Source organism: Vibrio sp. 1-1(7), assembly GCF_013048485.1.
Lineage (GTDB): Bacteria > Pseudomonadota > Gammaproteobacteria > Enterobacterales > Vibrionaceae > Vibrio > Vibrio fujianensis.
Window position 1 is genome coordinate 227,372 of record NZ_VHSP01000002.1, and the last position, 12,506, is coordinate 239,877.

At 43.7% G+C, this 12,506-nt stretch carries 9 protein-coding genes and 1 riboswitch; of the genes, 8 read left to right on the forward strand and 1 reads right to left on the reverse strand.

The window, feature by feature from the left end:
* The first annotated feature begins 199 nt into the window (after window positions 1-199).
* The 6 genes from FKN05_RS09095 to FKN05_RS09120 all read left to right on the forward strand — a co-directional run bounded on the left by FKN05_RS09095 (window position 200) and on the right by FKN05_RS09120 (window position 9,511).
* Window positions 200-1,024, forward strand: a complete 825-nt coding sequence (locus FKN05_RS09095) for an AraC family transcriptional regulator (RefSeq protein WP_170887356.1) — start codon at window positions 200-202, stop codon at window positions 1,022-1,024.
* Window positions 1,025-1,286: 262 nt separating this feature from the next.
* Window positions 1,287-4,403, forward strand: a complete 3,117-nt coding sequence (gene putA / locus FKN05_RS09100) for a bifunctional proline dehydrogenase/L-glutamate gamma-semialdehyde dehydrogenase PutA (protein WP_170887357.1) — start codon at window positions 1,287-1,289, stop codon at window positions 4,401-4,403.
* 21 nt (window positions 4,404-4,424) lie between these two features.
* Window positions 4,425-5,123, forward strand: coding sequence for a 1-pyrroline-5-carboxylate dehydrogenase (locus tag FKN05_RS09105; RefSeq protein WP_099610976.1), 699 nt, complete (start codon window positions 4,425-4,427; stop codon window positions 5,121-5,123).
* 71 nt (window positions 5,124-5,194) lie between these two features.
* Window positions 5,195-6,685 (forward strand): sodium/proline symporter PutP, encoded by a 1,491-nt coding sequence (gene putP, locus FKN05_RS09110; RefSeq protein WP_099610977.1) that lies wholly within the window; start codon window positions 5,195-5,197, stop codon window positions 6,683-6,685.
* Between the two features lie 494 nt (window positions 6,686-7,179).
* Window positions 7,180-7,320: riboswitch (FMN riboswitch) on the forward strand.
* A 198-nt stretch (window positions 7,321-7,518) separates the two neighbouring features.
* Complete coding sequence (gene ribB / locus FKN05_RS09115; RefSeq protein ID WP_099610980.1) at window positions 7,519-8,175, forward strand: 3,4-dihydroxy-2-butanone-4-phosphate synthase; 657 nt, start codon at window positions 7,519-7,521, stop codon at window positions 8,173-8,175.
* Window positions 8,176-8,323: 148 nt separating this feature from the next.
* A complete protein-coding gene (locus FKN05_RS09120; RefSeq protein WP_161427012.1) occupies window positions 8,324-9,511 on the forward strand; it encodes a DEAD/DEAH box helicase in 1,188 nt (395 codons plus the stop codon).
* Between the two features lie 60 nt (window positions 9,512-9,571).
* On the opposite strand, the gene FKN05_RS09125 is transcribed toward FKN05_RS09120, so the two are convergent.
* Window positions 9,572-10,468 carry a LysR family transcriptional regulator gene (locus FKN05_RS09125; protein ID WP_170887358.1) on the reverse strand — a complete coding sequence of 299 codons (897 nt, stop codon included), beginning with the start codon at window positions 10,466-10,468 and terminating at the stop codon, window positions 9,572-9,574.
* A 119-nt stretch (window positions 10,469-10,587) separates the two neighbouring features.
* On the opposite strand from FKN05_RS09125, the gene FKN05_RS09130 reads away from it, so the two are divergent.
* Both FKN05_RS09130 and FKN05_RS09135 read left to right on the forward strand, forming a co-directional pair.
* Window positions 10,588-11,223 (forward strand): NAD(P)-dependent oxidoreductase, encoded by a 636-nt coding sequence (locus FKN05_RS09130; RefSeq protein ID WP_099610981.1) that lies wholly within the window; start codon window positions 10,588-10,590, stop codon window positions 11,221-11,223.
* Window positions 11,224-11,552: 329 nt separating this feature from the next.
* Window positions 11,553-12,467, forward strand: coding sequence for a VirK/YbjX family protein (locus FKN05_RS09135; protein WP_157928685.1), 915 nt, complete (start codon window positions 11,553-11,555; stop codon window positions 12,465-12,467).
* Window positions 12,468-12,506 lie beyond the last annotated feature (39 nt).

The following is a 12,506-nucleotide window of genomic DNA, read 5'->3' on the forward strand; positions in this document are numbered from 1 at the left end:
AACGTTTTTTAATTGAACACTCATTGACCGTAATTTATGTGCACTTGATCATTGTTCCGAATTCAATTGAGTCGGGGTTTCTTATCTGTAGCACGAAAATTAATCCATAAGATAACGTCAAAGAAGATAATGCGTGTCATTTTGGCTTCGGACTAAACTGTTATATGATGCGAAAAGGTCATTGTATGAGATAACGATCATGAACCTTTCCTCATTGAATTTCTCGTTAGAGTCGGCATCAAGAGCCAAACTTTTGTCGCCTCGTCCTGCCGAATTAATTACCTTACCATCTTATATGGATTGTCACGAACATAGCTATACACAAATCGTGATTGGCTTAAAAGGGTTAGTCGAATTTGAGGTCTCTGGGGTGGCGAATGTGGTTGGTACCGGCCAAGGATGTGTAGTGACCGCAAGTACTGATCATGCTTTTGGAAGTCTGGCGCATCAATCTGATATTTTAGTCTTAAATTTGCCTTATCCGGCAGAAGATGATTCATTAATACTTGAGAAAATCAATGAGTTATCTAAAATGGATATCTATTTTCAACTTGATAGTTCGATTCAAAAATTGATTGATATGCTGGTACAGGAAATACGATCGAGCCCGAATGATTTATTGTTAAGTCGAGCTTGTAGTGACACGGTGCTGGCTTTATTACTGCACCATATTTCGGCTTTTGATGTCCATCGGAGAGAATCTCGCTTTGATTTAGAGGTGGTTGATCGTTATATCGAACAACACTTAAGCCGACGCATCTCTATTGCTCAGCTTGCGGGCAGCGTTTATCTTGGTGAGAGTCAATTTCATCAGCTATTTAAAGAGCAAGTGGGCGTAACCCCTCATCAATATGTGTTAAAAAAACGAGTGGATCTAGCAAAAACCTTGATTGAACAAGGGCGCTTTAGTCTGGGGCAAGTGGCCGAATTAACGGGGTTCTCTAACCAAAGCACATTCACTCATACCTTTTCTCGCTTACAAGGCGTTTCTCCTTCACAGTACAGAAAACGTTTCTATCGTTAATGTCGTCCGATCAGTCCAAGTTGATGGCATGGGGTTTATGGATAAGTGTTGCAGTCGCATCACGGCAACGGCTCTATTGCTAACCAAACGCTATTTTATATGAGATTATATGATGTGATTGTGTTTCTGCTTTGTTAATTTGGCGAGTTTTTGGTAAAAATTTCGGAGTTTTTGACAAGTATTCCTCATGCACTCAAAATACACTGCTAGCCATTGTAGGAAACTCAGGCATGTTACCTGGGTATGAGATTGAGGAAAACGCATGTTTACAGCAACGGATGTGTTGAATCCGACGTTTGTTGAGCAACCTCTTAATAAACTTTGGATGCAGATCTCGCCACTTTATATGGTGGACGAATCTCAATGGCTAAAGCAGTTACTTCCCCTCGCGATGCCAAGCAATGCTGAACAATCAGCGATGGCTAGCAAAACTACTCATTTGATCGAAGCGATACGGCGAGATAAAAAAGCGTTGCAAATGATCGATGCATTACTACTTGAGTACAGTTTAGATACACAAGAAGGGATTTTATTAATGTGTTTGGCGGAAGCGTTGATGCGAATTCCAGATAAAGACACGGCTGATGCATTTATCAAGGATCGGTTAGGCGTAGCAGATTGGAAGTCACATTTAAAACATTCAGATTCCGTCTTTGTTAATGCGTCAACTTGGGGGTTGATGCTTACGGGAAAAGTGATTGGATTAGCGAATACAGAATGGCGTAGTCCGGTTCAAGCTTTAAATCGATTGGTCACTAAACTGTCTGAACCGGTTATTCGTCAAGCAATGCACCAAGCAATGAAAATTATGGGGCACCAATTTGTTCTTGGCCGAACGATGACTGAAGCACAAAGCAATGGCCAAGCTATGTGTGAACAAGGCTATACCTATTCTTTTGATATGTTGGGAGAAGCTGCACTCACGCAAGACGATGCAAAAAAGTATGCTCAAGATTATCTGCAAGCCATTGAGGCGGTCGGACAAAATAAAGCCAATTGCCAAAGCCCTGCACCATCAATTTCAATTAAGCTTTCAGCCTTACACCCTCGTTATGAGGTGGCTAATTATTCTCGAGTGATGAGTGAGCTTTATCAAACATTATTGCAATTATTGGAACGAGCCGTTGCTTTGGATGTTGCGATCACCATTGATGCTGAAGAAGCTGACCGACTCGAATTATCATTGCAACTATTTGAAAAAGTGTATCGTACTCCATCAGTACGGGGTTGGGGTAAATTTGGATTAGTGGTGCAAGCTTATTCTAAACGGGCATTACCGACTTTAGTTTGGTTAACAGGCCTTGCCAAGCAACAGGGAGATTTAATTCCAGTACGGCTTGTCAAAGGCGCTTATTGGGATAGTGAGATCAAATGGTCCCAGCAAAGCGGTTATGCAAACTACCCAGTTTTTACCCGTAAAGAAGCGACGGATGTTTCTTATTTGGCTTGCGCTCGTTTTCTTCTGAGTGACTCCGTGCGTGGGCATCTGTTTCCTCAGTTTGCCAGCCATAATGCTCAAACGGTTTCTGCTATTGCGGTAATGGCCACCCATAAAGATTTTGAGTTTCAGCGTTTACATGGAATGGGGGAGGCACTTTATAAACAGGTCAAGGCCATCCATCAACAGCCCGTTCGTATTTATGCTCCGGTTGGGAGCCATAAAGATCTTTTACCTTATTTGGTTCGTCGATTACTTGAAAATGGGGCAAACAGCTCCTTTGTGCACCGTTTGGTCGATGCTCGTTGTCCCGTTGAAACCTTAGTCATCCACCCCGTTGAACGGTTACTTGAATGTGTAACGTTACACAATAGCAAAATCCCTCTTCCTCCCGCTATTTTTCCTGAACGAAAGAATGCCAGCGGTATTAATATTGATATTGAAAGTGAGGCACAGCCTTTTGTATTACAAGTTCAGCAGCACCTAAATCAACGTTGGCAAGCAGCTCCTATTCTTAATGGCCATTCACAACTCGAAAGCATGATCAAGGAGGCGATCATGCCTGAAGTGGTGAGCGCGCCGTATGATCGTCAAATTCAAATCGGTCATGTTTTTCATGCAACCCATGATCATGTTTCCATAGCGATGGAGAATGCTCAAGCCGCATTTGCTGAGTGGAATCAAACACCGGTGCATCAACGGAGTGAAAAACTAGACACTTTGGCTGATTTATTAGAAGAGAATCTACCTGAGCTTTGTGCCTTGTGTCATCAAGAAGCGGGGAAAACGATCCATGATGCGATTGATGAGGTGCGCGAGGCCGTTGATTTCTGCCGTTATTATGCCAAACAGATCGCTTCATTATCGCCTACCACCATCGCGGGCTTTGATGGGATCAATCGGCAGATATCACGGCAAGGACGAGGTGTTTTTGTTTGTATCAGTCCTTGGAACTTTCCTCTAGCCATTTTTATTGGCCAAATAACCGCTGCATTAGTCGCGGGCAATACGGTCGTCGCCAAACCTGCCGAACAAACCAGCCTTATTGCTGCTCGTGCAGTGGAATTAATGCTACAAGCTGGTTTTCCCAATGGTGTTATTCAATTTATCCCAGGTCGCGGTTCACTCATTGGACAAGCTCTGACCTCTCATCCCGCTGTTGCTGGGGTTGCCTTTACCGGCTCGACCGCGACCGCGCAGCAGATCAACCAAACGTTAGCCGAACGGGAGGCTTCTCCAGTCCCGTTGATTGCTGAAACGGGTGGGCAAAATGCGATGATTGTTGATAGTACTGCTTTGCCAGAGCAAGTGGTGCGCGATGTGTTACGATCAGCCTTTGCATCGGCAGGACAACGCTGCTCAGCACTTCGAGTTCTTTTTGTGCAGCATGATGTTGCTGAGCGCATTATTTCTTTAATCCAAGGGGCGATGCAGGAGTTATCGGTTGGGCTGCCTTATTTACACAGCACAGATGTTGGCCCTGTTATTGATGATAAGGCCAAACAGCAGTTGCAAAAACACATTGAATATATGACAAAAACTCAGAAAAAAATCGCTCAACTTACCTTGAGTGACGCGTGCCAGCAAGGTGATTTTGTTGCTCCAACAGCCTTCGAGATTTCTAGTATCGAGGAGTTAAGCGAAGAGCAGTTTGGTCCAATTTTGCATATTGTTCGCTATCAAGCGAAAGAATTAGCTCAAGTCGTACAGCAAATCAACAACACCGGTTTTGGCTTAACGATGGGCATTCATAGTCGTAATGAAACAACTTATCGTTGGATAGAAAAACACGCACGAGTTGGAAATTGTTATATCAATCGTGATCAAGTCGGTGCTGTTGTTGGGGTTCAACCTTTTGGTGGTCAAGGCTTATCTGGAACCGGCCCCAAAGCGGGTGGCCCCCACTATTTATACCGTTTTACCCAAGTGAAATATCACTAATTGACTGAGCGAGGAATTTTTATGGTACACCAAGTCACCTATTTTACTGATGCTCTTTCAGCCTGGGAAGATTGGAACTTTACACCCTATGATAAAAAGTGTGAACACTTACTTTCACTAAAGTCTCAGTTAGAAAAGGATAAAAAAGACTTAGCCCAAGTCATGGCTTATCATATTGAACATGCCACTTCGTTACTAGCTCAGCCTCATTGTTTGGTTGGACCGACGGGAGAAAGTAACCAACTCTACACATCAGGACGAGGTGTGGCTTTGATTATCCAGGAAGAACAAAGCCAAGCAGGTCAATGGTCTGTGATGGCTCTGCTCGTTTGTGCGTTAGCGGCAGGTAATAGCGTGGTGGTATGCAGTGACGATAGCGCGTTTATTGCCAGACTAGACGCTGCGATTCAAAATGCTTCGTTGCCGCTTAATGTTTTGCAACTAACTTCATTGGATGGCTATTCAACCTTAATCGAGTCAGATATTGGTAGTGTCGGTTATGTTGGCTCTGACGCATGTGAGCGCTTACTGAATCGACAATTAGCCAAACGTTCTGGCGCTATCATTAATCTGGTTTCTGAAACCGATTTTATTCAACTTCCGACCACTCATGATCCGCATCTATCGCTACGTTTTATTACCGAACGTACGCGAACTATAAATATAACTGCTGTGGGAGGGAATGCCACCTTGCTTGAGTTAGGAAGTGAAACTCATTAATCCTTTACTGACTTTCCCCTCGATTATGGAGGGGATGACAGAAAGCGATCTTATAAATAGAGGAAATATCAATGGAAAATAGCTTTGCTATTACAACAACCTTCATCATTTATTTAATTATGATGTTGGCGATTGGCGTGTTTGCCTATCAGCGAACAAAGAACTCAGCAGATTACTTTTTAGGGGGACGTTCTCTCGGCCCATGGCCTGCTGCGCTCTCTGCTGGAGCCTCTGATATGAGTGGTTGGTTATTACTGGGACTACCTGGTTATGCCTATGCTGCTGGAATTGAAGCATTTTGGTTGGCTGGTGGGCTTTTGCTGGGGACATGGGCAAACTGGCTTATTACGGCGAAACGGCTACGGACCTACAGTATTACGACTGACTCATTGACATTACCTGAGTTTTTATCACGTCGATTTAATGATAAATCGAAGCTGATTCAAACGATCTCTGCTTTTTTCATTCTGTTATTTTTCCTTTTCTATACCAGTTCTGGTTTAGTCGCAGGCGGTAAATTGTTTGAAACAGTCTTTGGGCTTGATTACACCACGGCGGTCATTATTGGTACGATTTGTGTGGTGTCCTATACCTTGTTTGGTGGATTTCTCGCGGTCTCTTGGACAGATTTAGTGCAAGGGTTATTAATGTCGGCGGCCTTGTTGATTGTGCCAATTACCGCCATGAATGGCGGATTTAGCCAGCTAGACTCCGATTTAAGCGACATAAATCCACAATTGCTCACATTATGGAATGATGTGAAAGGTCAACCTTTATCTATTATCGCTATTTTATCGTTAGTTGGTTGGGGTTTTGGTTACTTTGGTCAGCCGCATATCTTAGCGCGTTTTAAAGCGGCTCGATCCAATAAAGATCTCACCACTGCGCGTTGGATTGCGGTGATCTGGACGGCGCTTTCAATGTGTGGGGCTATGTTAGTGGGGTTAGTCGGATTAGTCTATGTGACCAACAGCGGTACAATGCAGCTAGATGATGGTGAAAAAATCTTTATGTTGTTGGTTAATGCTATTTTCCATCCGGTGATAGCGGGTATTTTGCTGGCGGCAATTTTAGCTGCGATCATGAGTACCGCTGATTCTCAATTATTGGTCTCTTCCTCGGCTTTGGCTGAAGACTTTTATAAACAGGTATTCAAGCAAGAGGCGAGTTCAGAAGACGTAGTACGCGTTGGCCGTTTAGCGGTTATTTTGATATCAATTGTGGCATTAATACTGGCGATGACGCCAGATAGTTCGGTACTTGGCTTAGTTTCTTATGCATGGGCTGGATTCGGAGCGGCTTTTGGCCCGGTGTTAGTTCTTAGCCTTTATTGGTCGAGAATGAACCGTAATGGCGCGTTGGCGGGAATTTTAGTCGGCGGCCTGACCATCGTGATTTGGAAGCAATTGGCAGGAGGATGGTTTGATGTCTACGAAATTTTACCCGGCATTATTTTTTCTACTGCAGCGATTGTGCTAGTGAGTTTTTTGACTGGTGAACCAGAAGAAACAGTAAAAGCACAACATGTTAGTTTTAAGAAGCAATTGGTTGAGTTAAATTAAGCTTATCATCGAGTCTCATGTCTTAATACCTCATACGATACGATGAGGTATTTTTTTGATTTTCATCACAAATATGTCATTGAGAACCGTATTGATGGAACCAAATGGGCAATATTGCGTCAATTGTCAATAACCTGAATAAGGAGAATAGAATTATGCCCGAAGCTTATTGCAACTGTTGTCACAAAATTACCCCGCACAAAGTTGTAATGAGGCGCTGTCAAACTTCTCCTTGCTCTAGTTGGCAAATTATCCTGCAATTCATGTCACTAGTCATGCATGGTGAGCATTACCATAAGATGAAAAAACAAGCCATTTGCCGACTATGCAATCAACCCTCTTCATTACCATCCACCAACTTTTCGCGTGCTAAAGTCAGTTGAAAGTGGTTATCTGTCAGAGTTCCCCTTTGCAAAAACGCAACAAAGTATTACCATAATCAGCGAAGAATGAGCTCGGTTTTCATTCTTTATACTGAATACGTAATTTATTTATACAATTCTCAGGGCGGGGTGGAATTCCCCACCGGTGGTATACCCGATTGGGTGAGCCCACGAGCGCTCGATTCGTCGAGGTCAGCAGATCTGGTGAGACGCCAGAGCCGACGGTTATAGTCCGGATGAGAGAGAATGGCAATTATACCTACCAGTATGAAATAACTGCAGCGCGGTGGTGTTTATGCGATGGCGTAAATTCGCAGCTGAGAGCCGTGGTTATTTTCGTGAATTGGGTATACATCAGACATCGTGCAGGTGCATTTTTTGCCTCTTGTGTTTGATGCTTTCCGCTTACCTCATAACCGCCCTGATTCTGGTCATTATTAGGAGTAAACCATGAATCAGTTATCTTTACTTGCCGAATTTGGCGACCCTATTACTCGAGTCGAGCGCGCACTACAAGCCTTACGAGAAGGGCGAGGTGTTTTATTATTGGATGATGAAGATCGTGAAAATGAAGGGGACATCATTTATCCTGCCGAAACATTAACTGCAGAGCAAATGGCGCTGATGATCCGAGAATGCAGTGGCATCGTCTGTTTATGCTTGACCGATGAACAAGCGAATAAACTGGATCTCCCTCCTATGGTGCAACACAATAATAGCCAAAATCAAACGGCTTTTACCGTCTCAATTGAAGCGAAGAGTGGGGTAACAACGGGAGTGTCAGCCAAAGATCGAGTGACCACGATAAAAACTGCGATTAACCCTAATGCGAAACCAGAAGATCTTGCTCGTCCTGGGCATGTATTTCCTTTGCGGGCTCGTAAAGGTGGCATTATGACGCGTCGAGGTCATACTGAAGGGACGGTTGATTTAATGCAAATGGCGGGTTTGCTTCCTTCCGGTGTATTGTGTGAACTGACTAACCCAGATGGGACTATGGCGAAAACACCAGAAATTATTGCCTTTGGCCGCTTGCATAATATGCCAGTTCTGACCATTGAAGATATGGTGCAGTATCGTCTTGCTTATGAACAAAAGCTGGCTTGATCAACGCATTGAGTTACTGTTTTATACTCTTTTGATTTGACGTAAAAGGTATGAAAGTGTGATAACGCTCTTCATACCTTTCGCTTCATGTTAGAATTTGCCCTATTCTAGCGTGTTCTTACTCTACTTTATCGATTTGGGCTCAATCATGTCATTTGCACAACTTGGACTTAGCGAGGCTCTGATTCAATCAGTGGCTGAACTGGGTTATCACACACCAACCCCCATTCAACGTAAAGCCATTCCGGTTATTTTACAAGGACAAGATCTGATTGCGGCCGCCCAAACGGGTACCGGAAAAACCGCCAGCTTTGTCTTGCCGATTTTACATCAATTGCAAAATGGAAATATCCAACGGAAAAAGCGGATTCGAGCGTTGATTTTAGTCCCTACCCGGGAGCTTGCGATTCAGGTAGCGAAAAATACAGAGCAATATGCTCAGCATACTCGATTAACGACGTTGGCAATGTACGGTGGGGTAGATGAACAGACACAAAAGCAGCAGTTGATCGATGGCATTGATGTTTTAGTTGCCACGCCAGGGCGTTTGTTGGATATGTATGGTCAACGTGCTGTTCATTTTGATGAAGTTGAGATGGTGGTATTGGATGAAGCTGATCGGATGCTCGATATGGGGTTTATTGAGCCGATTAATAAAATCATTGATCGTCTTCCAAGACAGGCTCAATTTTTGCTCTTTTCTGCCACTTTATCGAACAAGGTTCGAGATTTAGCGAAGACTGCCGTCACCGACCCTTACGAGATTACGATTGCAGCCAACCAAGCCTCTAAAACGAATATTGATCAATGGCTTATTACGGTGGATAAAGATAAAAAATCCGCCCTATTAAGTCACTTAATCAAAGAAAATCATTGGGAGCAGGCGCTGATTTTTATCGAAACTAAACACGGGGCAGCAAAATTAGTCGCTCAGTTAGAAAAGCGAGGTATTTATGCGGAAGCTTTTCATAGTGGCCGTAGTCAAGCGATCCGCGTCCAACTTCTAGAAGATTTCAAAGCCGGTAAAATCAAATACTTGGTAGCAACTGGAGTCGGGGCTCGTGGTATCGATATTCAAGCGTTGGCACGAGTCGTCAATTATGATTTGCCATTTCCTGCTGATGAGTATGTGCACCGTATTGGACGTACAGGACGAGCGGGCGAGAAAGGTGAAGCGATTTCTTTTGTCTCGAAAGATAATTTTAAAAATCTTTGCATGATTGAAAGCCGATTAGGTCACTTAATTGAGCGTAGAGTGGTTGAGGGGTTTGAGCCGAAAAAGCCAGTGCCGATCTCTATTCTTAACTATGTACCAAAACACAAACGCATCCAATAACCAATGAGGCTGATGGATTCATGCTGTCAGCCTCATTCTTATCAATCAGTGGAAGCTGCTTTATTCTGGTACGGTCATATTTAAATTATCCCATTGTGTGCTGACAAAATCGATAAATTGTCGCACGAGTGGCGACTGATAGCTGCGCGATAAATACACCGCCCACAATGCGCTGGTCGCTAAATGGTAGTCGGGTAATATCTGGATGAGGGCGCGATCTTTTAAGTAGCGATTGGCTAAATCACAAGGGAGCAGGGCAATGCCTTTACCATGTAATGTTGCTCGACAGATTAGGCTCATATCGTTCGCTCGAATCGTACCATTGACATTGACACTGTAGGTTTGGTTATCACGAATAAATTCCCATTTATGATGTGAAAGATGGACAAAACAGTTGTGCTTAGCTAGATCACTTGGCTGCGTAATCGGTTGATGTTGAGCAAGATAAGTGGGTGCAGCACAAGCGACCGTATCGACTTGAAAAAGACGTCGAGCAATTAATTGTTCGTCGGGTTGGGGAGTAAAACGCAGTGCAATATCTACCCGTTCATCAACCAGTTGAGCTAAGCGATCGGAAGCAAGAATATCAATCGTTACTTGTGGGTTCTGGTCAGTAAACGCTTCTACCGCATCAAGCAGGAGATAACGTGCCAAACCAATCGGTACCGAAATTCGAATGCGTCCAGACAGTGACTGCGATTGCTCTAGCGCTCGCATTTCTAATTCTGCTGTTTGATGGAGGATTTTTTCACACTGTCTTAGCGCTTCTTCCCCAGATGCTGTTAGGCTCACTTTGCGTGTGGTTCTATGCAACAAACGCTGTTTTAACCAATCTTCAATTTCTTGGACATGGCGTGAGACTTGTAAGCGACTTAAGTTAAGGTTTTCTGCCGCTTGAGTGAAACTGCCAATGTTGGCGACTTCTACAAAGCTGCGCATCGCGGTTAATTTATCCATGGTCATCTCTTATTAGTATCTTATTTAGATACAATCTACATCCTTTCTGACCATTTATCACTCGTTCAGGGGCGACTACACTAGCATCTGTTGATAAATTAAACATTAAGGTGTTAGAAATGAAAGTTGCTATTGTTGGAGCTTCGGGTTGGATCGGTAGCCATTTAGTGCAAGAAGCCCTGTCTCGTCGGCATGATGTGGTCGCTATGGTGCGTGATCCCGCTAAAATGACCGATGCGAATGTCGAAGTACGTCAGTTTGACCTGCACAATCAAACTAATTTTGCGCAATTATTTGCCGGTATTGATGTCGTCATGGTGTCGATTGGCGGTCGAGCAAACGGGGAACATGGTATTGTGGCTAAGACGGCAGAGCTATTATTAAGCCAATTACCTCAAGTAGGCGTCAAGCGTTTACTTTGGGTTGGGGGAGCCGGTTCGTTAGAAGTTTCACCGGGGGTTGCACTGGTCTCTTTACCGGACTTTCCAAGCGAATATAAACCAGAAGCACTGGCACAAGGTGAAGCCTTGGCCATTTTTAGAAGTAGCGATAGTCTACTGAATTGGACTTTTGTTAGCCCAGCGGCTGAGATTTTCCCTGGTGAGAAGCAAGGAGCTTATCGAATCGGTGGTGATCAGCTACTTGCCGACCAAGATGGGCATAGTCGGATTTCGGTCAGTGATTATGCAGTGGCAATGCTGGATATGTTAGAAACGGCGTCTTTTGCGCAGCAGCGAGTCGGAGTTGCCTACTAACGGATCGTTATCAACGCTGATATTTATCCCCTTCCTACTTGAATCTGCAGGGGTGTTGGCTACGTTCTTCACCCCAATCATATAGCCTATCTATGCTGATGGGGATTATGAAAGCCAGCCTACGGCTGTTCAAATTTGTTCCAGACAAATTTGTCACTCACTTGCCGCCTACCTGCAACGCCAAGTTGTTTAGGTATAGATTGAGTCTCCATACAATCCCATACATTAGTCATCGAGTCCAGAGTAATAAAACGCTGTATAATTGCATTCTATGTCTATTTGTTCTGGTGGGTGATTTATCCTACCACTGGCGCAGTGTGAGTTATATTATGTTGACTAATATCCAAAATGATCTGCCGGCATGGGCGGAAAAAATTTATCCAGAGAGTAAAGGCTGGTCTCGTATACGTAAAAACTGGCGTTTTCGTTTATGGACATTGTTGTACCCCCAAGCTGTGCGGCGGATGTTATCAATGTTTGAGCAGCCTATTCTCGCTAAGGTGCTGAATGACAATCCACAGCTATTAGAAAAACCACTAAAGCCCTACCTCTGTGTTGATTTATCGCTAATGCAAAGGGTGGAGCTCCTTGAGCAGCATTTTTTATTTGTAGCTGAGCGTTTTGGTGAGCATTGTACGGAGATCATGTCCGCCCAAGGTGTGAGCTTATTATGTATCGAAGATAAAAATGGCGAAACCTATGATATTCGTTTAAACCGAGGAGCCAGCCGTGAGGGGGCAATGGGTTTAAGCTTAGTGAATCAAGCGGAGACTATTATTTATTCGATCAGCTTTCATTTTTCTGATCACGGTAAAACGATGTATATCGGAGCCTTGCAAGGCCCAAGTGATAAGATTGAAAACCGTCAGCAAATTATTAAAGATTTAACCCGTACAGTACATGGTTTACGGACGAAAGCATTAATGGTTGAGTTAGCGTTATTAGTGTCTCGTCAGTTGGGTGTTGAGCGCTGTTATGCAATTGCTAATCGTGGCCATATTTATCAAGCATTGCGTTATATTGGCTCTAAGCGTAATAAAGTTAGTTTTGATTATGATGAGCTATGGACAGAATATGAGGCGGAAAAAATCAATCGCTATTTATATTGCATTCCTATGTTACCGGCTCGCAAAGAGATTGAGAGTTTAAACCGTAATAAGCGTCGTTTGTATACCAAACGTTATCAATGGTTAGATGAGTTAGAGCTAGCGATTGGTGATCGACTTAAGCAATTGAGCGGTTAATTATCCAAGTTGTAAAACGATATCCCTTCATAATGTCAC

Bases quoted from the DNA above. Each gene is read 5' to 3' on its own strand.
- FKN05_RS09130 (WP_099610981.1), top strand. From the start codon at position 10,588: ATGAAAGTTGCTATTGTTGGAGCTTCGGGTTGGATCGGTAGCCATTTA.
- putA (WP_170887357.1), top strand. From the start codon at position 1,287: ATGTTTACAGCAACGGATGTGTTGAATCCGACGTTTGTTGAGCAACCT.
- FKN05_RS09095 (WP_170887356.1), top strand. From the start codon at position 200: ATGAACCTTTCCTCATTGAATTTCTCGTTAGAGTCGGCATCAAGAGCC.
- FKN05_RS09125 (WP_170887358.1), bottom strand. From the start codon at position 10,468: ATGGATAAATTAACCGCGATGCGCAGCTTTGTAGAAGTCGCCAACATT.
- FKN05_RS09120 (WP_161427012.1), top strand. From the start codon at position 8,324: ATGTCATTTGCACAACTTGGACTTAGCGAGGCTCTGATTCAATCAGTG.
- FKN05_RS09105 (WP_099610976.1), top strand. From the start codon at position 4,425: ATGGTACACCAAGTCACCTATTTTACTGATGCTCTTTCAGCCTGGGAA.
- ribB (WP_099610980.1), top strand. From the start codon at position 7,519: ATGAATCAGTTATCTTTACTTGCCGAATTTGGCGACCCTATTACTCGA.
- putP (WP_099610977.1), top strand. From the start codon at position 5,195: ATGGAAAATAGCTTTGCTATTACAACAACCTTCATCATTTATTTAATT.
- FKN05_RS09135 (WP_157928685.1), top strand. From the start codon at position 11,553: ATGTTGACTAATATCCAAAATGATCTGCCGGCATGGGCGGAAAAAATT.